Source organism: Pseudomonas sp. E1BtOHC1 (assembly GCF_058744285.1).
In genome coordinates this window covers 4970095-4993668 of sequence record NZ_CP196023.1, presented here as the reverse complement: position 1 = coordinate 4993668, position 23574 = coordinate 4970095, and the positions used below count along the sequence as shown (strand labels likewise).

Here is a 23574-nt window from a genome sequence, read left to right as displayed (position 1 = left end):
GAGGGCTGTACCTTAATCGGCCGTTTATTGCGCCAGCAATTTATTGAATGTTATGAAATTGCAAGCGGCGGGCCGCTGCCCGTTTTGGCAGCGGCCCATGGGGCCAGCCGGCAACCCCATGTTTCATTGGGCTTTCAGCACCAACCCTTGGGCCTGGGGCAGGGGGTTGCGCATCAGCCGGCCCACCACCAGGGCCCCAAGCAGGGCGAGAATGCCTGCCACTGTCAGCACCAGTCCGAAGCCGCCGACAAAGGCTTGCAGGGCCAGGGGTTCAATCAGGGCGCGGGCGCTTTCCGGCAGGCTCGCCAAGGCGCCCTGCATATCCCCGGCCACCACCCGCGAGGCGATGTCCGGCGCCTGGGCCAGCCAAGGCCCGGGCACCTGGCTGAGGCTGCCTTGCAGCCGTTGCTGGGTATGGCTGGCCAGTAATGCACCGAACACGCCGATGGCCAGCATGATGGCGCTGAAGCGCATGGTGGTGCTCATGCCCGAGGCCATGCCGGTGCGTTCCCGGGGCACGCAGGCCATGATGTTTTTCTGTGTGTCGCCGTTGAGCAGGCCGGCTCCAGCACCGGTCACGGCAATCGCCATCGCGAAGCTCAGATAGCCCCCGGCATGCACCGCCCAGGCGCTGAGCAGGTTGCCGCAGCCCACCAGGGTCAGTCCGGCGGCCATCAGGGCGGCGGGGGTGTAGCGCCCGGCCAGGCGGGCGCCGATCCGGGGGCAGATCAGCATGGTCAGGGCGAAGGGCAGCATGCCCAGGCCCGAGGCAATGGCGGAGAAGCCCAGACCGTTCTGCAGGTAGAAGGGCAGCAACGTCATCATCACTTGGGCACAGCCGGCGTAGGCGAACATGCCCAGCAGGGCGCCGATGAAACGCGGGTGGCGAAACAGCTGCAGGTCGACCATGGGCCGGCGTTGCAGGCGCTCGATCAGCACGAACAGCCCCAGCAGCGCCACGCCCGCCAACAGCCGTGTGGTGGTGGCCGGGTGGCTCCAGCCGATGCGGTTGGCTTCGATCAGGCCCCAGATCAGGCACAGCAGGCTGGCGCTGAAGGCCAGGCTGCCCCAGGGGTCCAGGCGCGCTGCCTGGGTATCCCGGGATTCCGGTACGTTGCGCAGCACGCTCCACAGCAACAGGGCGCCTACCGGCAGGTTGAAGTAGAAGATCCAGCGCCAGCCGAAGTATTCAGTGATCAAGCCACCGACCGTGGGCGCGGCGGTCATGGCCATGCCCATGCAGGCACCCCAGAAGGCCCAGGCCTTGGCCCGCTCCACTTCGTCATGGAAGGTATGGCCGATGGAGGCCAGGGCCGACGTCAGCAACAGCGCTGCGCCGACGCCTTTGAGGGCCCTGGCGACGTCCAGCAGCAAGGCGTTGGGCGCGGCGCCGCAGCCCAGGGAGGCGAGGATGAACAGGCCGAGGCCGCAGAGCAGGGTCCGTTTGCGCCCGAAGCGGTCGGCCAGGCTGCCCGCCGGCAGCAGCAGAGCGGCGAAGGCCAGCATGTAGGCACTGACCACCCATTCGATGTCGGCGAAGTTGGCCCCCAGGTCGCGGGCGATGCTCGGCAGGGCCACGGCGACGATGTTGGTGTCGAGAACGATCAGCGAACAGACCCCGGATGCGGTCAGCAGGGTCAGGCGCGGGTTGATGGCGCGGCTCATGGCGCGGTCTGCCGACTGAGGGTGGCGAGGGCGGCCAGGGCGATTTCATCGTCGTGGGCCGGGGTGTCGGCGCTGACCCCGATGGCGCCGATCACCTGGCCGTCGACGATGATCGGTTGTGCGCCTTTCATCATCAGCAGGCCGGCGCTGAGGGCGGCGGGGCGGCCGCCATTGACGGCGTTTTCCAGGTCCCCGGAAGGCCGTTTGAACAATGCCGAGGTGCGTGCCTTGCCTTGGGCCAGCTCGATTCCGGCCACCACCGGGGCGCCGTCCATGCGTGCGCCGAGTATCGGCCAGCCGCCGTCGTCGACAATCACCACGGCGCAGGGCCAGCCCTTGGCCTGGGCGGTTTGCTGGGCGGCCCTGAGCAGGCGCTGGGCGTTGTCCAGGGTGAGGATTGCCTTGTGGGCAACGACAGGCCGGCTTTCCTCGGCTGCCGCGGTCTGCAGCACGCAGCAGCTGATCATTGCCAGAAACAGGGGTTTGACGCGCATGGCAGAGGCTCTCTACTGTGAAGGTTTGCTCAGCTTATCCCGGCCTTTAGCGGTCTTTGTTAGCCGCTGGCGAGCAGTTCATTACCTTTGAGCTAATGCCAATCATGGAAATTCGTCACTTTCGCTACTTCCTGGCAGTGGCCCGGCAGCGCAATTTCACCCGCGCCGCCGAGCAATTGGGGATCGCCCCGCCAACCCTCAGCCGACAGATCCAGGACATGGAAAAAGCCCTCGGCACCCGGCTGTTCCTGCGTCAGCAGCGTGAGGTAAGCCTGACTGAGGCCGGCGCCACCCTGCTGCTGGAGGCCGAGGCCACGGTGCGCCAGTTCGAGTTCGCCCAGCGCAACGCCCAGCGCGCCGGACGCGGTGAGATCGGCCATATCGAATTGGGCTACGTGGCCTCGGCGGTGTATTCCGGGCTGTTGCAGAAGCAGGTGCAGGGCTTTGGCCGCGACTGCCCGGACGTCAGCCTCAACGTGCGCGAGTGCCCAATGGCGACGCTGCCGGCGCGGATTGCCGATGGCCGCCTGGACGTGGGCTACATCCGCTCGCCCATGACCCTGCCGGAAGGCGTCGAGGCCATTCGCCTGGATGCCGAGGGCTTTGTCCTGGCGCTGTCCGATGAATCCTGGCTGTGCCGCCTGCCGCAGATCGCCTCCGAACACCTGCTCAATGAAACCTTCATTCTTCCGGAGCAGATCAGCGGCACCTTGCAGGTGGCGGCCCAGGGCGCCTACGCCCCCAAACTGGGGCCCCAGCCCGGCGGCCTGGTAGCGGTGCTGGCCCTGGTGTCCCTGGGGCAGGGCGTGGCGGTGGTGCCGGAGTCGGTGGTGGGCCACATCAGCCTGCCCCATGTGTTGTACCGGCCGATTGGCGGCAGCTCGGCGACGTCCTGGCTGTCGCTGATCCACCGGCGTTTTGAACAGGCACCGGCAGTGGTGCGCTACATCGAACAGGTACGGCGCGAGTACCGCAGCAAGGCCTGAAGCGGCATGTTCAAGCGACGGTCCGGGTTGCATAATCCCCGGGCCATTCTTCTAGCTTCAGGAGCTGCGCCTTCGATGATCGACCACCTTGACCACCTGGTACTGACCACCATCGACCCGGTTGCCGCCGAGGACTTCTACGTCCGTGTGCTGGGCATGCAACTGGAGACCTTTGCCGGCGGGCGCAAGGCCTTCAAGTACGGCCGGCAGAAGATCAACCTGCATGTGCGTGGCCAGGAATTCGAACCCAAGGCCCACCTGCCGGTACCGGGCGCGCTGGACCTGTGCTTCATCGCCAGCGTGCCCCTGGAGCAGGTGATTGCCCATCTGCAGCAGGTCAACTGGCCGATCATCGAAGGCCCCGTGTTGCGCACCGGAGCCACAGGGCCGATCCGCTCGGTGTACCTGCGGGACCCGGACCTGAACCTCATCGAGATTGCCGAGCGGGTGTAGGGCGGCTACGGGGGCGGTACGGATAAACTTTTGTAATGATTTCCCGCTGGGGGAAAGCGCCGCCGCCCCTGTAACCTCCAAGTCCGTTTTTTCACTCAGGACTTGCATGAACACGCTCTCGGAGCCCCCCAGTCGGCGCTCTTCCTTCGCTTTGCCCCATGATTTCTCGCGCCCTCCGGCCACATTGAGACGCAGACGCTCAGGCAGTCATTCTCCCGGCCGTACTTCCCCGGCTTTTGCCACTTCCCGCCCTGACCAGCCCGCCACCAAGGTTGCGCATGCCCTGCACCTTGGCGCTTCGTCGCGCCTGGCCGTTTGAATTTTCTGGAGAACTTGAGTCGTCGTTATGGAATGGATCGCAGACCCCACGGCCTGGCTTGGCCTTTTGACCCTGATCGTCCTGGAGCTGGTGCTGGGCATCGACAACCTGGTGTTTATCGCCATCCTTGCCGACAAGCTGCCGCCGGAGCAGCGTGACCGCGCCCGCTTGATCGGCCTGTCCCTGGCACTGCTGATGCGCCTGGGCCTGCTGGCCAGCATCTCCTGGATGGTGACCCTGACCCAGCCGCTGTTCGAGGTGTTCGACAAGAGCTTTTCCGGCCGCGACCTGATCATGCTGTTCGGTGGTGTGTTTCTGCTGTTCAAGGCCACCATGGAGTTGCATGAGCGCCTGGAGGGCCATGTCAGCCAGCGCGCCGGCAGTGCCACTTACGCCTTGTTCTGGCCGATCGTGGCGCAGATCGTGGTGCTTGATGCAGTGTTCTCCCTGGACGCGGTGATTACCGCCGTGGGCATGGTGGAACATCTGTCGGTGATGATGATTGCGGTGGTGGTTTCCATCGGCGTGATGATCGTCGCCAGCAAGCCGCTGACCCGTTTCGTCAACGAACACCCGACGGTGATCATGCTGTGCCTGGGCTTCTTGATGATGATCGGCTTCAGTCTGACCGCCGAAGGCCTGGGCTTCCATATTCCCAAGGGCTACCTGTACGCGGCCATCGGCTTCTCGATTCTGATCGAGGTGTTCAACCAGATCGCCCGGGCCCGACGCAAGAAGTCCATGCAGGGCCTGCGCCCGATGCGTGAGCGCACGGCCTATGCGGTGATGCGCCTGCTGGGTGGTCGCAAGCTGGCGGCGGAAGAGGTGGGTGAGGAAATCGCCGACTTGCTGGAAGACGGTGATGCGCCGAGCAGCGAGCTGTTCGACCGCCGCGAACGGGTGATGATCAGCGGCGTACTGCAGTTGGCGGAGCGGCCGATCCGTACGTTGATGACGGTGCGGGCCGAGGTCGACTCCATCGACCTGACGGACAGCCCGGAGAGCATCCGGACCAAGCTGATGCACTCGTCCTATTCGCGCCTGCCGCTGATTCGCGATGGTGCGGTGGATGAGCCGCTGGGCTTCGTGCACAAGAAGGAATTGCTCAAGGAATACCTGGCCGGCAACGAGCCGAACCTTGAGCACCTGGCGCGCAAGACCATCAACCTGCTGGACAGTTTTTCGATCCTCAACGCCCTGGAACAGATGCGCAAGGCGTCGACGCACATCGCCTTCGTGATCAATGAATTTGGCGACTTCATGGGCATCCTGACCATGACCGACATTCTCGAATCCATTGCCGGCGAGCTGCCGGATGCCAGCGAGGTCGAAGGGCCGGATGTGGTAGGGCAAGAGGGTGGGTTCCTGGTCAATGGCGCCCTGAACCTGCCCCAGGTGCGCCAGCGTACCGGCTTTGGCGCCGAGCCTACCGAGGACTACCAGACCCTGGCCGGCCTGGTGATGAGCCTGCTGGACCGTCTGCCGGTCAAGGGCGACCGCCTGGAATGGGATGGTTGGAGCCTTCAGGTGATGGCGGTGGAAGAGCGCCGCGTGACCCAGGTCCTGCTGTCCCGCCAGGCGCCTGCCTGACGGATGGGGGCTTTCACTGGCCCGCCTTGGTCATGAGCAACTGATCCAGTAGCGGTTTGCCCCACGGGCGGTAACGCAGGGAAAACACCGCGGTGGCATGGCAGTCGCCGGGGCGGGCGTCAGGCGCCGCCGGTTCGGCACGGAACGGCTGGCCCTCGGCGCTGGTCTGGCGGAAGGCCTCCCGGACGATGCCGACCCCGCAGGGCAGGGCGGCGGCGTAGCTGTCGCGCACCCCCGGCGCCAGGCGCCCGGTACCGGCGCCGTCCTGCCACCAGACCTGTATGCCGCCGGCGGCCAGTTCACCGAGCCAGGCGCCATTGACCCGGGGCGCCAGGTGCCCGGCGCTGAAGGCGCTCAGGTGCAGCGGCGCATCGAGCTGATGGGCGAAGTCCTGGAGTTGGCGCTGCAAGGTGCTACGCCGCTCCGCGGCCTGGAAGTGCAGGTCGTCCAGTTCCATGGGCAGGTACCAGCCGCTGACCGGCAGCTTCCAGTCTTTGCGCAGCCTGTGCTGGCGCTCCAGGGACCCGGCCAACTGCGCTTGCCAATAGGTTTCCAGACCGGCGCTGTCCAGTTGCTCGATGCGCTGGTAATAAGCCGGGTCCATGTACAGCCCAAGGACCAGTTGCAGGCCTTGTTCCCGAGCCTGGCGCAGGCTGTCGGCGAGCCAGCCGTGAGCATTGCCCAAGTGCGAGTCGCCGTAGGCGGTCCACTGCACGATCAGGGTGCGTACGCCTTGGCGGGCGCTGGCCTGCCAGATCTCGCGCCACTGTTCGCGGCTCAGCGCCGCATCGCTGTTCAGCGGCTGGTAGAACAGCCGCTCCTCGGCCTGGGCGCCGAGGTTCAGGCCCAGGTACAACAGGGTGATCAACGTCAGTCGTTTCATCAGAAATTCAGCTCCACGCCCACCAGGACGCCGTTGCTCCCTTCGTACAGGTTGCCTCCCAGGGATTGTTGATATTCGGCGCGTATCGTCAGGCGGCTGCGATAGGCGTTGTACTGGTCATCGTCGAACCCGTACTGCCAGCGCAGGCCGACCCCGGTACGCAGGTCCTGGCGCCAGTGGTTGCGCGGGTCCTGGGCGGCCAACTCGAGAAACCCGTAGGGCATCAGGGTCTGGGCAGTGCTGACCGGCAGTTTCCAGGCGTGGCCCTGTTGGTAGCGCGACAGCCATTGATGGTCACCGGCCTTGGTCCACCAGGCGGCGTCCAGGTAGAGGAAGCGCTCGTCCCAGTCGCTCTCGTCGATCCGCCAGTCATTGCGGTACTGGCCCTGGTCGAGGAACGAGGCGGTGCCCCGCAGCAGGTAGTCGGTACTAGTGTGGCCGCGTTTACGATGGTCGTTGAGCTGGTCCAGCAGGCGTCCGGGGTCGAGCATCTGGCCCAGGCTCAGGCCGTGGTTGTCCTGGTCGTCGAACTGGCTTTGCCTGTAGAGCTCGCCGTAGAAGTTGATGTTGGCGTTGCCCCAGGGCTTGTAGCGCAGGCCCAGGCCGGCAGCGGCCGACTCGCCGTAGGAGGAGCGCCCGCGGCCGCCGAGCAGGGTGCGGCCGTAGACCGACAGGCTGCTGCCGTTGCGGCTTGGTTCTTCGCCCAGGGCGTGGTCCCACATGGCCACTTGGACGTTCTGCGATTGCGGGCGGCGGTGGTGGCCCTGGTGCTGGTTGTTGGGCAACAGACTGTTGTGGGTGGAGACCCCGCCCGGCGACCAGGTGCTGGCGAGGGTCAGACTGTCGCGCCGGGACAGGGTTTCGTGGGCGCGGCGCTGACGGTAGCGACGGGCTTGCATGCTGCCATTCTCATCGTCGGCGGCCACCGGGTGCTGCTCCAGGTCGATGACCCGGCGCAGTTCCTTGCGGGCGCCGAGGCTGTTTTCGATTTCGTCATAGCGCCAGGCCAGGGTCTCGCCCAGGCGATAGTCTTCGGGGAAGTCTCGAGTGGCCTGTTGCAGGTAGGGAATGGCCAGGCGCCGCTGCTCCGGAGTTCGGGTGCCGGCCAGGCGCATGCCGTAGTCGGCGCGAAAGCGTGGGTTGTTCGGCTCCAGGCGCACGGCCTCGGCCAGCCACAGGGTGCTCTGTGACAGGTCGCCGGCCTTCTGGGCGGTTACCGAGGCTGCGTAGTGGTGCCCGCCATTGGCTGACGGCCCGAGGGCCTGACGCTGACGTTCCAGAGCGCCGCTGTAGTCGCCACGCTGCTCGGCAATGGCGGCGCCCAGGGCCCACTCATCGGCGCCACGGGTCTGGCTCTGTTGCCAGTAGTGCTCGGCGCTGGCGTTGTCGCCCAGATTCAAGGCGCTGCGGCTGGCGGTGAGGCGGGCATTGTCGCTCAGTTGCCTGTCCGGCACGCTGCGCCAGATGGCCAAGGCACCGGCCGAATCACCGGAGGCTTCAAGGGCATAGGCCAGCGGCAAGCGGCTGCTGCGATCTCCCAGGCGTTCGGCGGCCTGGTACCAGGCCACGGCGGCGCCGGGTTGTCCGGGCATGGCGCAACGGCCCAGGGCCCGGTATTCCCCGATTTCCCTTGGGCGTGGGCCGATGGCTTGTTGCGCCGCGTCGCAACCACCGTTTTGCGCCAGTTGCGCGAGCAGTTGGCCGCGGGTGATGGGATCGACCCGCTTGAGCAGTGCACCCAGGCGGCGCAACTGTGCCGGAGTCAACGCAGATGGGGCGGCGTACAGCCCGGCCAGGCGTTGCAGCGAGGAGGCAGGCAAGCCGCCGCCGTGGCGGTCGTAGGCCTGCTCCAGCAGGGCCTGGGCGTGGGCCTTCCGGCCGTTGTCGAGGGCCAGGTAGGAGGCTTGGTCCAGGGCTGCCAGGTTGCCGGTCTGGCGGTACTGGCGCTCCCACAGTTCAGCGGCTTGGCGGGTGCGGCCCTGGGCCTGCAACAGCATGGCGCGCTGTTTCAGCACCGCCGGGGTTTGCTCCTGCTGGCTCAACCACTGGAGGGCCCGGGCGCCTTGGCCCTGTTTCAGCCAGACCTCCAGCAGACGCTCCCGGCGCGCCGTGTCCCAAGGCTCCGGCAGCCGCTGGCTTTGCAGCAGGTCGCCGGCCTGCAGGCGCTGGGCGAGCACCAACCAGGCCTGTGGGTCCTCTTTGGGCGAGCATTGATGCAACTGCCGGAGGGCGGCGTCAGGGTCATGCCGGGACAACCACTCCGCGGTTTCCAGGCAAGGTCGCTGCAGCTCGGCACTCAGGCGCAGCACGGTTTCGCTGTCGTTCTCCTGGCGGGCCAGTTCCCAATGCTGTACCCGCAGGACCGGATCGGCCTGATCCTGCATAGGCAGGCGCAGGATCCAGCGCTGCGCCTGGGCCCGGTAACCCAGGGCGATGGCTCGTTCGATCATCGCCATATGGACCTTGTGGGCAGCTTGCGGACTGGGTGCCTGTTTCAGCAGGGCTTGCAGCTTGCTCTCGTCCAGGTGCTGCATGTAGGCGTTGGCCAGGCGCTGCCAGCCGTCTGCATCGAGCTGCTGGCGGGCTGCTACGGGTTCGAGCTGGGCAATCACTTCATCCCAGTTGCGCAGCTGTTCGGACCAGCTGGCGCTGGCCAGGCGCAGTTGGCTGTCGTCGCCCTTGTCCGGCAGTTTCGCCAGCCATTGATGGGCACGGGCGGCGCCGCCGAACTTGGCCAGGCTCATGCTGTAGGCCTGCCACAGGCGGATGCGATGTTCCAGCGCACTGCTGTCGATCCAGCGTTCCACTTGCCGGGGGGCGGGAGGGTCCTGTTCGATCCAGGTCAGGCGCAGCTCCAGCAGGGCCGCGCTGTCTGGTGGCAGGGTGTGCATGGCTTGCAACGCATCCTTGTAACGGCGTTGCCTGGCCAGGGCCTGGGCCAGCAGGCCCTGAGCCTCCTGGTTTTTCGGCACCTGTTGCAACAGGTGCCGGGTCAGACGTTCCACTTCCTTCCAGTTGCCTTTGTGCGCTTCGCGGTAGCTGCGATCCAGATAGGGATAGCTGCGAAAACGCTCGAATTCGCTCAGGGCTTCGGTCTGCGCCAGGGGCAGGCCGGACAGGCTCAGCAGCAGGCCGCCCAGGAGCAGTTGATTGCGCGTGTTCATGCATCCTCCCGCGCGAAGATGCGGTAGGCCGCTTGTTGTTCACTGGCCTGGTCTGCCAGGGCCTGTTGCAGCACCTGAGGCGTGATCATGCCGCGCTCCAGCAGATGTTCACCGAGGGAGCCGCGATCGGCGTCGTAGTCGATCATCGCCTGGTTGAACAGGCTGGGCGGAACCAGGCCACGCACTTGCAGCAGGCTGCCGATTTGCACCTGATGACGGCTGACCCGTTCCAGCAGCGCTTCATCGTCCTGACGCCGTTCCAGGGTGGCGAGCATGCGTCGGGTTTCCTCGCCCTGATGTTGGCCGGCATACCAGTGGCGGATACCCAGGGTCACCCGGCCCTGAGGTGCCAGGCGGCAGGTTACCGGGCGCTTGAGCTGGCGACTGATGGCCCCTAGGGACACTTGGCTCACGGGGTCTTCGGAAGCCAGGATCAGGGTTTCGCCCTGTTCGGCCACCGGCAGCACAGCGTATTGCACGGCAATGCGCCGGGGCATGCTGGCGATCAGTTGCGGATCGAGCTTGAACGGGTTCAGTGGCGCCCATTGCAGATCGAACTGTGCCGCCAGTTCCTGCACCAGTTGGGTGCTGTCGATGTAGCCCCGCAATAGCAATTCGCGGCCCAGGCGCCGACGCACCGGGCTGGTGATTGCCGCTTCGAGCTGCTCTTCACTGAGCAGGCCCTTTTCCAATAGGCGTTGGCCCAGGGGCGTGCGCTGGGCCTTGGTCAGGGCGGGAAACTCATGGGTGGTCTTGTCCCAGGCCACACGTCGCGAATCGCCCATCTGCAGTACTTGGCGCAGGGCTCGCAGGTTGGCGAAGAAGTTGACGAAGTTGCTCCACATCATCCGCGGTGCCGACAACAGTCCCTGCACCAGCCCATAGAAGCGGGTAACGAACCAGGCTCGCTGGAACAGGCGGTTGAGCAGCATCAGGCCGTTGAGCCAGAGCAGCGCCACCAGCAGCGAGCTGTCGCTCAGGATTGATTGGAAGTGCCAGGCATCCGGGGTCAGCACAGTGATCAGCCACAGGCTCAGCAGCACCAGAAACAGCAGGTTGACCATGAAGCTCAGCAGGTAGGCGATCAGCCCTCGACGGTCGCGCCAGAGGAAGTAGTTGAGCAGGCCCGTGCGGCTCCAGCCCAGGTTGGTAGTGCCCTGGAACACGATACCGACGATCCAGCGGGACTTCTGCCGGACGGCGTGCTGCCAGTTTCGGGGGAAGTGTTCGCGCACGCAGATCACCTGGGCGAACTGGCGGTTCATGCCCGGTACCCATTGGTAGTCCAGGGCCAGTTTGGGGTCGTTTATCGAGTAGCGGGCAAAGATGCACTTCATGCCTTTTTGCTTCAGGCGAAAACCGATGTCGTAGTCCTCGGTCAGGCTCTGCACGTCGAAGGCGATGCCGTCGCCGTCTTCCAGCAGGGCGCTGATGGCGCGGCGGCTGAAGCAGGTGCCGACCCCGGCGCTGGGCACCTGGCCGGTCAGGGCCTCGCGCACGATTACGTCCTTGCCGTGGTTCTCGGCGAATTCGTCGACATAATGTCCGGCGGTGAAACCTTGCCACTGCGGCGCGTAGGGGTAGACCGGGATCTGGATCAGGTCCTTGTTGGGCAGCAGGTAGTTGTACAGGCGCAGTTCCATGGGTGAGATCACGTCTTCGGCGTCATGCAGGATGAAGCCGGCGAACTCGATCTTCGCCTCGCTCTGGAAGCGCAGGATGGCGTCGATGATGTTGTTCAGGCAGTCGGCCTTGCTGGTGGGACCGGGGCGTGCGCAGACCACCTTGTGCACGTTGGGGTAGTGCAGGCACACCGCGTCGACGTCGGCCTGGGTCTCGGCGTCGTTGGGGTAGGTACCGACGAAGATCTGGTAGTTTTCGTAGTCGATGGTGGACGCCGCCAGGCGCGCCATCTCGCCCACCACACCCACCTCGTTCCAGGCCGGGACCATGATCGCCAGCGGTTTTTCCGGGGTCGCGAACAGCCGTTCCTCGTCTGCCGGCTTGAACTTTTCGTAGATCCGCCAGCGCCGGATCAGCCTGCGGCTCCAGTACACCAGGTCGATGAACAGGTCATCCAGGCCCAGCAGGAACATCAGCAGGGCCAGGCTGATTGCCAGGTATTTGAGGCCGTAGAGGATGTAGATGAAGGCATCGACCAAGTCCAGGCTCATGCCCTGTCACGCAGGGCTTGAGCCTCCAGCCAGGTGCATAGGCGGCGGGCGATGCGCTCACTGGCATGGCCGTCGCCACAGGGGCTGTGTACCCGGCTCATGCGGGCATGGAACTCGGCATCGTCCAGCAATGCACTGGCATGGCGCACGATACGTTCGCGGTCGGTGCCCACCAGCAACACGGTGCCGCCCTCTAGCACCGACGGCCGTTCGGTGACGTCGCGCAGTACCAGCAGCGGCTTGCCGATGGCCGGCGCCTCTTCCTGGATGCCGCCGGAGTCGCTGAGGATGAAGTACGAGCGCCCCATCAGCCAGACAAAATGCTGATAGTCCTGAGGCGCTATCAGGTAGATGTTGGGTGTGTCCGAGAGCAGGCCATAGACCGCGCTCTGCACCTGCGGATTGAGGTGCACCGGGTACACGAACTGCACGTCCGGGTAGCGTTGGGCCAGGGTGGCCAGGGCTTCGCAGATGTCGCGGAAACCGTCGCCGAAATTCTCCCGGCGATGGCCGGTGATCAGCACCATGCGCCGGTTGTGTTCCAGCACCGCCAGGGGCGAATCGGCGGCGGGGCGCCATTGGGTCTGTTGCTGGTGGTGACGCATCCACAGCAGCGCATCGATCACCGTGTTGCCGGTGACCTCGATGTTCTCCACGGGCACGTTTTCCCGCAGCAGGTTGGCCTGGGCCTCGGCAGTCGGAGCGAAGTGCAGGTCGGCGATGACCCCGGTCAGGCGCCGGTTGGCTTCCTCGGGCCAGGGCGCCCTGAGGTTGCCGGTACGCAGCCCGGCCTCGACGTGGCCGATGGGCAACTGGCGGTGAAAGGCGGCGAGGGCGGCGATAAAGCTGGTAGTGGTGTCGCCATGCACCAGGACGATGTCCGGTTGCAGGCGCTCGAAGGTGGTATCCAGATGGATCAGCAGTTGTTGCGAGAGGCCGTTGAGGGACTGGCCCTGGGTCATCACTTCCAGGTCTTTGTCGACTTGCAACTCGAAGGAATCCAGTACCTGTTTGAGCATCTCCCGGTGTTGGCCGGTGGAACAGATGTGCAGTTGCAGACCTGGCCAGTGTTTTAGAACCCGGGCCAGTGGAGCCATCTTGATTGCCTCAGGGCGTGTACCGAAAACCATCATGACTTTAAAAGGCATGTCCCCTCCTTGGGTGCGATGCAATCGGAACGAACGTTGAATCAAAGCAGTGCTAACTACTCCTGTCCAGCAGGGGCAGGGACGCTGTGCTATCGCTCAAGTGTGCAGTTGCTGAAAAAAGAGGATGTTGCGGCGATCTTGAGGTTAAATTCCTTTGTATGGCGCAATACTGCTTTGAAGATGCAGGATCATGCTTTCTCGATCCTCGACAGGGCACCTCCACGTCAGTGAAATGCTTGTCACAAAATTGACGCTAATGCCACTTGTCGGGAGGTTGAAAATCCGTCGCGTGCGATTGTGTCAAAATGATGTCGCTCGCTGTTAAAATGCGCGTCATCCCCCGTCCTGGGGGGTGCAGGTATGGGTGGCAGTCTGTTTTGTGGAGTAGTGCTGTGGGTCGTGCTTTAGCGGTGTATGTAGTAGCAATGGCCCTGGTGCTGGGGTGTTTTGCCTGGGCAATGACGGCGGTCTACAACTGAGCGCTCAGCACTTTTCGAACCTTCCCCGGACCCTGTTCAGTGGTCCTTCAGCGTTGTTTGTCCCGGCCCATGATCAGCAGGGCCTGGTTCAGCCATTGTCCGGGGTGGGTAGATCCCGTTCGGCGGCCTGGGCCTGGAACCAGTTCAATACGGTTTCGCAGGCCGGGTGCGCGGCGCCGCTGTCGCGCAGCCACAGGGCATAGACGCCACCGGTCTTCAGTGCTGCGCCGAAGGGTATCAGCAGGCTGCCCCGGGCGATCGAGTCCTGGGCCAGGATCAGGTCGGTCATGGCCACTCCCAGCCCTCGTGCCGCGGCGTCCAGGGCCAGGTCGTCGAGGTTGAACAGGATGTGCTTGTAGCTGCGAGGGGTCAGATCGTCCTGGGCTTGCAGCCAAGCGGTCCACTCCTGGCGGCTAATGGAGCCGTGGATCAGCGCATGCCCCGCCAGTTCCTCCAGGGAGCGCGGCGGCTGTTGCCCGTCACTCAACTGCGGTGCACATACCGGCACCAGGTACTCGTCGAACAGCAGTGTCAGCGGTCGTTCGTCCAGGCCTTCGGGCAGGTACAGCACATAGGCATCACAGTCGCCACCGGTGTCCACCAGGGCGCCCCCCACCGTCTCGATGGACAGGCACAGTCCGGGGTTGGCGGCGTAGAAGCCACTGAGCCGGGGCAGCAGCCAGCGCACCGCCAGGGACACGAAGATGCGGATACGGAACGGTCGGTCCAGGGGCGCCGGGGCCAGGCGTTCCTGCAGCGCTCCCAGGGACCGGAGAATCTCGCTGGCCACGCTGCAGGCATCGCGGCCCTGGTCGGTCAGTGACACTCGTCGACTGCTGCGTTCGAACAGGGTCACTCCGTAGTGCTCCTCCAGTTGCTGGATCTGCCGACTCACTGCGCTCTGGGTCAGGTGCAGGCGCGCGGCGGACTCGGTGAAACTCTGGGTCTGGGCCACGTTGAGCAGGGTCTGCAAGGCTTGCAGCGAGGGCAGTCGAAGAGGGTTATCCATGCGTTTTCCGAATAGATCAATGAATTAATAACGTTCGAAATCCAGCTTGGGTCGCCATAGATTGTGGGCATGTGGCGCCGGCGTGGATTCCCTGTTGAATGCTCCTGGCGCATGGATTGTGAAGGAGTGGCAGGCTTTGAACAATGTATGTGGCTGGATCGCCCTGGCGGGGGAAGCCCCTCAGCGGCCGACACTCAAGGGCGTGCAGAAAACCGACTGGCTGATCATCGGCGGCGGCATTACCGGCCTCTCGGCTGCCCACGCCCTGGCGCGGATGTTTCCCCAGCAGCGCATCGTCCTGCTGGATCGTCAGCGTGCGGCCCAGGGCGCCTCGGCGCGCAATTCGGGGTTTGTGGTCAGCCATGAACTGCCGGGTGCCGACGAACTGATCGACCGCCCTGGTTATCCGGCCTATCAGGTCGCCTCGCGGGTGGGTTTCGCCGCCGGCGAGGAGGTGCGCCAGCGTATTGCCGAACTGGCCATCGAGTGCGAGTTCAATGACGGCGGCTACCACTTCGCCGTGCATCAGCCCCAGCACCTGCAGGACAGTGCCGCGCGGGTCGCCACCTTGAATGCGGTCGGGGCTCAGGCCTGCTATCTGGAAGGCCCGGCGCTGCAGCAACGCCTGGGCAGCGCTTTCTATCAGCGGGCAATTCACTGCGCCGGTGGCAACGCCTTGCTGCAGCCGGCCAAGTACGTGAAGGGCCTGCTGCAAGCGTTGCCCGAGCGCGTGGATGTCTATGAAAACAGCCCGGTGGACGACCTGCGACCCGTGCCCGGCGAGGGTTGGCGGGCGCAGACCCGAGAGGGCGAGATCAAGGCGGCCCAGGTGCTGGCTTGTGTCGGCGCGTTCCTGCCTCGGGTTGGCGTCAAGCACAGCGGCACCTTTCCCCTGGAGCTGAGCGCCAGCATCACCCGGCCGCTGCCAGAACAACCCTGGCAGAGCCTATTGGACGAGCAGGGCTGGGGCGTGCTTTCCACCCTGCCGGGAGCGGCCACCGTGCGCCTGCTGCCAGGGCGCCGGCTGCTGATGCGCAATACCGTCGAATACCGCCAGCGTGACCTGGGGCTGGCGCAGTTGGCGGTACGCCGCGAGGCACATCTGCGGGGTCTGCAAAAGCGCTTTCCCGGGATCACCGATGCCGATCTGCAATACACCTGGACCGGACACCTGAGCGGCACCCGCTCTGGCGAACCCTATTTCAGCCGGGTAGCCGAGGGCCTGCACACAGTGGCCGGTTGCAACGGCTCCGGGGTTGCCCGGGGCACCCTGTGGGGGCGGCTGCTGGCGGAAATGGCGGCCGGCGGCGACTCGCCGCTGTTGCGCGATGTGTTGTCCCAGGCCCGCCCCGGCTACCTGCCGCCGCGACCGTTTTTTGACATTGGAGCAAGCTTGCGCATGGGCTGGGAAGTGCAGCGCGCGCGACACGAACGTTAACCGTCGCGGCGAAAAATCGCCGCAATAATAAGAGCACAGAGGGCGGCAATATGATCAATCGCACCACTACGGCACTGTTATCCCTGGCCTTGTGCGCCACAGGCGCACAGGCGGCAGAAACAGTGAGCATCGCCAACTGGAGCGGCTACATCGCTCCCGACACCTTGAGCGAGTTCACCCAACGCACCGGCATCCAGACCACCTACGACGTGATCGACAGCAACGAGACCACCGAGGCCAAGTTGATGACCGGTGGCAGTGGCTACGATCTGGCCAGCCCGTCCAACCACTTCCTGCCGCGGCTGATCCAGTCCGGGGCAATTCAGCCCCTGGACAAGAGCAAGCTGCCCAACTGGAACAACCTCGATCCCAAGCTGATGAAGCTGCTGGAAACCAGCGACCCGGGCAACCGGTACGGCATTCCCTACATGTGGGTGACCGTTGGCATCGGCTACAACGTCGACAAGATCAAGGCGATCTTCGGCAACACCGATGTCACCCAGTCCTGGCAGATGCTGTTCAAGCCAGAGAACATCCAGAAGCTCAAGCAGTGCGGCGTAGCCTTCCTCGACAACCCGACGCAGATGGTACCCATCACCCTCAAGGCCCTGGGGCTTGATCCCCACAGCGAACAGCCGGCAGAGCTGAAGCAGGCCGAGGAGGCGCTGCGGGCCATCCGTCCTTCGATCCTCTACTTCCACCAGGCCAAGTACGTCAGCGACCTGGCGAACGGCAACATCTGCGTGGCCGTGGGTTTCAGCGGCGACGTGCTGCAAGCCATGGCCACCGCCCAGCAGGCGAAAAACGGCGTGAACATCGGCTACAGCATCCCTCGGGAAGGCTCTACCGTGGCCATGGACATGGTGGTGATTCCCAAGAACGCCCCGCACCTGGAAAACGCCTACGCCTACCTGAACTACCTGCTGGACCCCAAGGTTATCGCCAATATCAGCAACTTCGTGCAGTACGCTAACGGCAACGCGGCGTCCTTGCCTTACATCGAGCCACGGCTGCGTGACAACCCGGCCGCCTACCCGCCGCAATCGGTGCTCGACACCCTGTTCCCGATCAAGACCATGACCCCGGCCGGGATGCGCCTGAGCACTCGCCTGTGGACCCGGATCACCAGCGGCACCTGAGGGCAGGGGCGTTTCAAGCCACCGGAGCAGGGGCGCGCGGCAGAGGTGGGGAACTGTCATCTTCGGCTGATAGAACAGTGTATTTCCTACCACACCACAGCAAGCCTCGGTGGTGGGATCGGGCCGAGGAGATGCTGTCGCCAAGGATGCGCACTCATGCACAAGACACTGCTTATCGCTTCGCTGCTGCTATATGGCGCAGCGGCCCACGCCGCCGATCCCGCTGAAGTGCTCGGGCACGGCTTTGGCTCCCTGGGCTGCGTCGACCTGCAAGACCCCGACAGCAAGACCACCTGTGGTGCCCGGGCCTGGTCCAACGGCAAGGGCTGTCAGGGTTTGTCCAGCCAGGGCATGCGGGACAAATGCCTGGACGAGGCGCTGTATCCGCAGAGCCGCTCGACTCGCAGCCGTACCGCCAGGGCCAAGCCTCCTGCCCCTGCGGCGCAGGTTGCCATCCGGCACGCTATGGAGCCGCCTGCGCCGTTGTTGTCGGAGGGGGAGGCGAAGCGCTTGGAGGAGGTGCTTGGGGTCAATGGCTCCAGGCGTTGAGTCGCATCAATGCAGCGCAGGTTTTTGTACACGCCTCTTGCTGTCTGTATGCTCCCGGCCCGGTGATTCGCTCCGGGGGCCGGAGCGGATGTAAGCAACCATGACTTGTCCGCTCTCGATAATGCGCAGGCGGCCCGCTGGAGAACATCAATCAATGGCCGGACCGACTGTCAGGGTGCTGTTGCCGCGCAAGATCGATGGTTTGGTCGAAAGCCTGGTACGGGCCTGCTTGGCCGAAGTAGCAGATCAGCCCTGGATGGGGACGGGATCGTTCTTCATTGAAGGCAGCCCCATGCTTTACGCGCTAGGGCCCGATTATCCAGAGGAACTGGCGGAATATGCCGGGCTGGCCGGGCCGTTGGGATGGCTCCCTGAAGGTATCCTGAGCCTGGCGGCCATGGATAAAGATCTGTTGGATCACCAACGGCTAGGACAGGCGGCGCTGGCGTTGGTCCGGCGCCTGGATGGCGTGGTGGCCTTCTGCGCCAGCATCCATGCCTACACCCGGGACAGCGAGTTTCTGGCGGGGCTGGCGATCATCGAGCATGAGGGCGAGAGCATTTTCAGCTCTGTGGACTTTGCGGCATGGTTGGGGCATCGGGATTTTCGACTGGTGAAATGATCCACGGCCACGCGCCCGCACTGCCGCCCCGCCCACCACCTTCCGTAGGAGCTGGCTTGCCAGCGAAGGCGGCCGTGAGATCGCTTTCGCCGGCAAGCCGGCTCCTACAGGGGAGAGGTCAGATCTTCTGTTGGTGTTCGGCGGCGTGCAGGCCCAGGTAGTAGGTCAGGTTGTCGTCGTTGATGCCCAGGGTGCCGAGAATCTGTGCCATGAAACTCACCGGTGCGCTGCCTGGGGCGGTGATCACGCGCTGGTCCGCGACGGCATGGGGCACCTCCTGATAGTGCGCGGCCCCGCCATAGTTCACTGCCAGCAGGTTGGCCGCCGAATTGGAGGTGTGCTTCACCGCGTCCAGCACCCCGGCCCGAGCCAGCTCGCGGGTGCCGTCACAGATACCGGCGATCACAATGTTGTGTGCCTGGGCAGCGCGCAGCAGGTTGCCGATGTCCGGCGCCTGGTCGCTTTGCCAGACGCTCCCGCCGCAGACCATCAGCAGATCCACTTCATCCAGACGAATGTCTTCCAACGCCAGGTCCGGGGTCACCCGCAGGCCGCCCATGGAGGTCACGATGGCGCCCTTGGGGGAAGCATAACGGCAGTCGAAGCCATAGTAGCCACGGCCGGTGGCGTTGATCAGGGCAGTTTCCCAGTCGGCGAAATTGTCGCAGATGATAGTGATGGCGCGGGTCACGTGGTTGTCCTTCCTTGGGGCAATGAGCATTGGTAGGGCGTCAGGGTAACCCGTTTTTCGGCTGGCGGATGGAGAAGCTTTTACTGCACAGGCGTAAATGTAGAAGTCTGTGGGACGACAGTGACAGCCGGCAATTGTCGTTGGCTTTTAAGGATGGGGCTCGCTTAAGATCCCGCGCCTTGACGTCACTGAATACAGAGCAAGGCGGTTCGTGAGTGAACCCATCAAAGGAACTGAACATGTACAGCTTTCTGAACGGGACCCCGGCGCAGTGCGGGTTATGGGGCGGCATTCTTCTGGTGCTGTCCGGTTGCCAATCCGGCTCACCCAGCACCTTGCTATCCCAGGAAGAGCAGCAACAGCGGACAGATACGCAACTCTATGCCGCCACTGTACAGCAGGTGTTGCACCGCGAAAGCCTCAGGGCCAACCGCGAGAAACTGATGGGCAGCGTGGAGCTGGTCATGAGGTTCGATCGGCAGAATCAGGTCATCAGTTGTGAGGCGCAGAGCAGCTCGGCACCTAGCGCACAAGCCTATCCCTACAACCCGAAGCTTGGGGAAATGGTCAAGGCAATCTGCTGGAATACGGTGTTTCCTCTAGCGCCTGCCACGGCTTTTGAGCCTGACGGCGTGCTGGAGGTCAAAGGGACTTTGATGTTCCCTCAGTTGACCCTGGAGTCCTAGCAGCTGAAGGCATTTGATTTCAAGGCCGTTCAATACGCCCAAAGTCATTTCTTCTGGGAACACACGCTGGCCCGCTTGCCGGTGGACAGCGTCGGGGTGGCCAGTTTCCAGGTCAAGGCCGATCCTCAGGGTCGTGTGCAGGAATGCTGGGTGAACCTGCGGGAAGTGCGTTACCGACCCGAGTCGTTCAAGCCTGACAATCAATTGCGCAATCGCGCCACAGAGCTATGTGAGCAGTTGGACTTGCGGCAGATGCCGGGTTTTTCGGTCGAGCAGGGCAAGGTGCAGCCGATCCACGCCAGCGTGTTTTACACACCGTGGAAAGGCGGGCCGAACAAGTCCGCGCGCCTTTCTCAGGCAAACGGCGGGGAGCGTTGAGCCTGGTTGTTGCTCAACGGTGAGCAGGTTTCACTAAAGCTTTTGCGATTGGCCCGCAGCCCCGCTAACGGCGATTACCCCTGCTGTGGCAGGAGCGAGCTTTGCTCGCGAAGACGGTAGCTGGCGATTCCCCGCGGCCACGGGTATAACAGCGGCCTTTTCCCAAGGAGGCAGGGCCGATGTTCAAGTCAAAATGGTTGGGGGCGCTGGCAGCATTGCTCCTGGCGCAAGGGGCACAAGCCGAGCCGGGAGCCAACTGCCAGGAGCAGAAGGTGCAGGGTCACAGCGCGCAAATGTGCCTGCTCCCAGGCGCTGCTTTTCAACACGACACTTACCGCCTGATCGTGGACGGCAGTCTGATCTTCAGCCTGACTGACGACTTCGCCGAAGACGTCACCCTGGTTCACCGCATCCCCGCGGGACCTGCCGTGGAATACCCGCTCTCGCGCCAAGGCACCAGCAGCGTCACCCTCAAGGGCGGCTGCGTACCGGTGAGCGAGGGCAATCTGGAAGTGGCGCGGTTGTGCAACTTTCACTGGGGCAGCGTGCCAGTGGTCAAGGACGTGCGCTTCAACTTTTGACCCCACGCAGCTCTGTAGGAGCCAGCTTGCTGGCGAAGGCGTTGGCAGTCCTGCCCTTGGCTGCCGGAGATCCCGGATCGGCCCCCTCGATAAGCTCGTGCGGCGTGCGTAACTTGGCCTTCTGTCCTGTCTTGGGCTGGTAGTTTCCCACCTTCATTTGCCACGTCCACATTCTTTCCCCCTTGAGCTGGCTTGGTTGCGATCACAGCAACTGCCTCTGATCGGTTTCACTGTGGCTTCTTATGGCTCGGCTAATATTTGCAATGGTAAGACAGCTGTTGCCTTGAATGTTTGGACTACTTGAAATAGCTGTTTGTTATTAGGCTGGGGTTGGTGGCTTGTGGGTGTGTTTGTGGTGTCTGCGTTTGTTATTGGTCAGTTGTTTTACCTTGTTTAAGCTCGTTAGGGAGAGTGCAAATGGGTAAGGATGATGCAGATAAGACTGAAAGCGATCTTAAGATGGAGGCTTATATAAGAAACGCCATTGAGCAGATTGCTGTAGATGCTATTAAAGATGCTGCGATTCGTGCTTTTCCTGTTCGGAAGGAACGTTACAGGGATCAACTGGTAAAGTACATTTTTGGCCCTGTTTTTGTCGGGGCGGCATTGGTAGGCGCTTTTTCTTTTTTCACCTCTTGCACAGCTTCAAAAATACAAGAAGATCAACAGAGGAGAGAGTTGCAGCGGGCGGAAAATATAGGTGTCTATCTCAAGTACAAACAGGCTCATAGATCGCGCTTGCTTCAAGGCTCATTGCTTGTATCTTCTTTGAAATGGGGGTTTACAACCGAGATTGTGAGTGAAAGAAAGCGTAACTATGATCTTGCGTATTTAAAGACAAATGAAATTTTCCCCGATGCGCGAGACTATCTTGGCAGGGTTGTGGTGCCTGCGGGCGTGGATAGCAAGGACACATATGACTTGACGATCGAGAAACTTCGTAATGTCACTACTGTGTATGATCTTGCGCTGACAGCTGGCTATGCTGTGAGAAATGATTGGGATCAGGGTATATGGACGGATCGCATAAGAAAAACACCTGATGTTGCGCTTTATAAGTTGAAAAGAGAGCGCGACTGCAAAGTGAATAATACATTGATGCAATATCCGTATCATAAGAAGTTATATAATGCGACGGCCTTGAAAAATATATATACAAGTTGCACTGATGCTGTTTTTCAGCAGCTGGATGATGCTATACGAAAAGAGACTTCAAATAGTGTCGTTAAATTTTCGATCTGGAAGAAAAGCACCAGTGAAAAAATTGCCAAGGCCTGCGCACTTGAAGATGCAGAATTGAAAAAAGACGTGACTGAAGACTGCGGCAAGTCGGGCGAGGACATTGCTGCATCGAGCCCGAACGCCTTTCAGGTCAAGCGTTTGTAAAGCGCACTAGGTATTGAGCCTGAGGGAGGCATGCCAGGCTGATCCTCTTCGGGCAGTCTGGAGGGTAGGCGGGTCAGTCAATCCAGAAAATAATTTGCAGTAGGGTATTTACATTCAGCCTTGCGCTGAGCATCATCCGCGCCGTCTAAGTTTCGCTGCTGACCAGACAATTCCAGCCACCAAAAGGGTGGTTGTTTTGTTGCGTCCAAGAAAAGCAGTTGAAAATGACCAAGACTCCTCTGAAAAGAATTCAGCACAAGCTCGCCCGTTCCGGGGTGGCTATCGAACGCCTGAATTCCAATTCTCTCTCTATTTCTTCGATCAATGACGCCGGGCTCAAGGTGGATTTGCTGCTGCCCGATAGCTTTGCCATCGAAGAGAAAGCCATCCTCCAACTGATGGATTTCGCCAAGGTCGCCCACCCCCATGGCGGTGAAGTGAAGTGCGCCTGCGCCACGCCGGACTTCCACACAGGCAGCCCGATCCCGGTGGGCAGTGTGATCGTCACCAGCCACGACATGGTGGTGCCGCAAGCCATCGGCACCGACATCAATTGCGGGATGCGCCTGCACAAGCTGGGGCTGAACTACGAGCAGTTCATGGCGCAGAAAGCCAAGTGGACCGCCCTGGTCCGTGGCGATCTGCTGGAGGGCACGCGCAATATCCCCACCAGCCCAACGGCCATGACCGCGCTGTTTCAAGCCGGGCTGGGGGACTTCTGGGCCCAGGTGCAGCAGCAGGACCCCATCGGGTTGTTTGCCGGGGCGGATTTCGCCCAGTTGCAGCGTGAGTTGTCGGGCCTGCATGAGTCGTCCTTCGCCCGAGGCAGCGCCGACTACGCGCCTGAAGCCTTGCAGGACCGGTCGCGGAAAATCCTCCGCGACCCGGGCCTGGGCTCCCTGGGCGGCGGCAACCACTTTGTCGAGATCCAGGTGGTCACCGAGCTGGTGGACCGTCAGGCCTGCTTTGCTCAGGGCCTGTCCGTGGGGCAGGTGGTGATGATGATTCACACCGGTTCCCGGGACGTAGGCTTCTATGTCGGGCGGCGCTGGATGGACAAGGCCAAGGCTCTGTGGCCGGAGGGGATCAAGCACCCCGACTCGAAGATCTTCGCCCTGTTTGGCGAGATGGCCGACGAGTACCTGCTGGCCATGCACAGCGCCGCCCATTACGCCGACGCCAACCGTGCGCTGATCGCGGAAATGGTGCGCCAGCGCACCCGGCAAGTGTTTGGCGCGGGCATCGAGGCGCCGTTGATTGTCGATGTGCCGCACAACATCGTGCTGCGCGAAGAAGGCGGTAATGTGCACCGCAAGGGCGCCACACCGGCTTATGCCGGGCAGCCGCTGCTGATTCCGGGGAGCATGGGGCATGACTCCTACCTGCTCACCGGGTTGGGCAACGAACGCTGGCTGCGCTCGGCCAGTCATGGTGCCGGGCGTTCCATGTCCCGCAGCGAGATCGTGTTCAAGGCCAAGAAGGACAAGGCTTTCCTCGGTTTGCAGGGGGTGGAGTGCATCACCACCAAGGAAGAACGGATGATCGAAGAAGCACCGGGGGCCTACAAGGAAATTGGCCAGGTGATCCAGTCCCAGGTGGAAGAGGGCACGGTGTCGGTGATGGCGCGGTTTTCGCCGATCTTGACCTTCAAGGCTTAAGCTTGCAGGGACTGTGGGGCGGGGATGGTTTTCGGGTTTGCCGTGCAACTGTGCGGCCGATACATTGTCGCCCCCCGGCCTG

General features: G+C 63.0%; 20 protein-coding genes. 12 read left to right on the top strand and 8 right to left on the bottom strand.

Annotated features, from left to right (window positions below; translation table 11 throughout):
• Positions 1-123: 123 nt before the first annotated feature.
• Together ACSSVC_RS22435 and ACSSVC_RS22430 are read right to left on the bottom strand one after the other, a co-directional pair.
• Positions 124-1665, bottom strand: a complete 1542-nt coding sequence (locus ACSSVC_RS22435; protein ID WP_446439625.1) for an MFS transporter — start codon at positions 1663-1665, stop codon at positions 124-126.
• Complete coding sequence (locus ACSSVC_RS22430; protein ID WP_404937177.1) at positions 1662-2159, bottom strand: GlcG/HbpS family heme-binding protein; 498 nt, start codon at positions 2157-2159, stop codon at positions 1662-1664. Before ACSSVC_RS22430 ends, ACSSVC_RS22435 begins: the two co-directional genes overlap by 4 nt.
• 104 nt (positions 2160-2263) lie before the next feature.
• Here ACSSVC_RS22430 and ACSSVC_RS22425 point away from each other — a divergent pair, with 104 nt between their 5' ends.
• The 3 genes from ACSSVC_RS22425 to ACSSVC_RS22415 all read left to right on the top strand — a co-directional run bounded on the left by ACSSVC_RS22425 (position 2264) and on the right by ACSSVC_RS22415 (position 5507).
• Complete coding sequence (locus ACSSVC_RS22425) at positions 2264-3145, top strand: LysR family transcriptional regulator (RefSeq protein ID WP_185073525.1); 882 nt, start codon at positions 2264-2266, stop codon at positions 3143-3145.
• A 75-nt stretch (positions 3146-3220) separates the two neighbouring features.
• On the top strand, positions 3221-3598 hold the full coding sequence (locus tag ACSSVC_RS22420) for a VOC family protein (protein WP_346636211.1): 378 nt from the start codon (positions 3221-3223) through the stop codon (positions 3596-3598).
• A gap of 346 nt (positions 3599-3944) precedes the next feature.
• Positions 3945-5507, top strand: a complete 1563-nt coding sequence (locus ACSSVC_RS22415) for a TerC family protein (protein ID WP_492611396.1) — start codon at positions 3945-3947, stop codon at positions 5505-5507.
• 13 nt (positions 5508-5520) lie between these two features.
• Here ACSSVC_RS22415 and ACSSVC_RS22410 read toward each other — a convergent pair whose 3' ends face one another.
• From ACSSVC_RS22410 to ACSSVC_RS22390, 5 genes are all read right to left on the bottom strand, one after another.
• Positions 5521-6390, bottom strand: coding sequence for a DUF4434 family protein (locus ACSSVC_RS22410; protein WP_492611395.1), 870 nt, complete (start codon positions 6388-6390; stop codon positions 5521-5523).
• Complete coding sequence (locus tag ACSSVC_RS22405; protein ID WP_492611394.1) at positions 6390-9554, bottom strand: NfrA family protein; 3165 nt, start codon at positions 9552-9554, stop codon at positions 6390-6392. The genes ACSSVC_RS22410 and ACSSVC_RS22405 overlap by 1 nt, the downstream gene beginning before the upstream one ends.
• Positions 9551-11728 (bottom strand): cyclic di-3',5'-guanylate-activated glycosyltransferase NfrB, encoded by a 2178-nt coding sequence (gene nfrB, locus ACSSVC_RS22400; RefSeq protein WP_346636215.1) that lies wholly within the window; start codon positions 11726-11728, stop codon positions 9551-9553. The genes ACSSVC_RS22405 and nfrB overlap by 4 nt, the downstream gene beginning before the upstream one ends.
• Positions 11725-12876 carry a non-hydrolyzing UDP-N-acetylglucosamine 2-epimerase gene (wecB, locus tag ACSSVC_RS22395; RefSeq protein ID WP_404937172.1) on the bottom strand — a complete coding sequence of 384 codons (1152 nt, stop codon included), beginning with the start codon at positions 12874-12876 and terminating at the stop codon, positions 11725-11727. The genes nfrB and wecB overlap by 4 nt, the downstream gene beginning before the upstream one ends.
• A gap of 567 nt (positions 12877-13443) precedes the next feature.
• Positions 13444-14364 carry a LysR substrate-binding domain-containing protein gene (locus tag ACSSVC_RS22390; protein ID WP_404937171.1) on the bottom strand — a complete coding sequence of 307 codons (921 nt, stop codon included), beginning with the start codon at positions 14362-14364 and terminating at the stop codon, positions 13444-13446.
• 136 nt (positions 14365-14500) lie between these two features.
• Here ACSSVC_RS22390 and ACSSVC_RS22385 point away from each other — a divergent pair, with 136 nt between their 5' ends.
• From ACSSVC_RS22385 to ACSSVC_RS22370, 4 genes are all read left to right on the top strand, one after another.
• Positions 14501-15802 (top strand): NAD(P)/FAD-dependent oxidoreductase, encoded by a 1302-nt coding sequence (locus ACSSVC_RS22385; protein ID WP_404937170.1) that lies wholly within the window; start codon positions 14501-14503, stop codon positions 15800-15802.
• Between the two features lie 50 nt (positions 15803-15852).
• Positions 15853-16941, top strand: a complete 1089-nt coding sequence (locus ACSSVC_RS22380; protein ID WP_492611393.1) for a polyamine ABC transporter substrate-binding protein — start codon at positions 15853-15855, stop codon at positions 16939-16941.
• Between the two features lie 156 nt (positions 16942-17097).
• Complete coding sequence (locus ACSSVC_RS22375) at positions 17098-17490, top strand: hypothetical protein (RefSeq protein WP_404937168.1); 393 nt, start codon at positions 17098-17100, stop codon at positions 17488-17490.
• Positions 17491-17644: 154 nt separating this feature from the next.
• The gene (locus ACSSVC_RS22370; protein WP_492611392.1) at positions 17645-18112 is read left to right on the top strand and encodes a DUF6368 family protein; all 468 of its coding nucleotides are present in this window, start codon (positions 17645-17647) and stop codon (positions 18110-18112) included.
• Between the two features lie 118 nt (positions 18113-18230).
• Here the strand turns inward: ACSSVC_RS22370 and ACSSVC_RS22365 are convergent, their stop codons facing one another.
• Entirely contained in the window at positions 18231-18803 is a 573-nt protein-coding gene (locus tag ACSSVC_RS22365) for a type 1 glutamine amidotransferase family protein (RefSeq protein WP_404937166.1), read from the bottom strand.
• Positions 18804-19042: 239 nt separating this feature from the next.
• Between ACSSVC_RS22365 and ACSSVC_RS22360 the strand changes: the two genes are divergently transcribed.
• The 5 genes from ACSSVC_RS22360 to ACSSVC_RS22340 all read left to right on the top strand — a co-directional run bounded on the left by ACSSVC_RS22360 (position 19043) and on the right by ACSSVC_RS22340 (position 23492).
• Positions 19043-19489, top strand: a complete 447-nt coding sequence (locus ACSSVC_RS22360) for a hypothetical protein (protein WP_492611391.1) — start codon at positions 19043-19045, stop codon at positions 19487-19489.
• Between the two features lie 150 nt (positions 19490-19639).
• Complete coding sequence (locus ACSSVC_RS22355) at positions 19640-19867, top strand: hypothetical protein (RefSeq protein ID WP_492611390.1); 228 nt, start codon at positions 19640-19642, stop codon at positions 19865-19867.
• Between the two features lie 179 nt (positions 19868-20046).
• Positions 20047-20448: a hypothetical protein gene (locus ACSSVC_RS22350; RefSeq protein WP_492611389.1), complete on the top strand. Its 402-nt coding sequence runs from the start codon at positions 20047-20049 to the stop codon at positions 20446-20448.
• A 417-nt stretch (positions 20449-20865) separates the two neighbouring features.
• A complete protein-coding gene (locus ACSSVC_RS22345; protein ID WP_492611388.1) occupies positions 20866-21834 on the top strand; it encodes a hypothetical protein in 969 nt (322 codons plus the stop codon).
• Positions 21835-22058: 224 nt separating this feature from the next.
• The gene (locus ACSSVC_RS22340; protein ID WP_404937163.1) at positions 22059-23492 is read left to right on the top strand and encodes an RtcB family protein; all 1434 of its coding nucleotides are present in this window, start codon (positions 22059-22061) and stop codon (positions 23490-23492) included.
• The last annotated feature ends 82 nt before the right edge of the window (positions 23493-23574 follow it).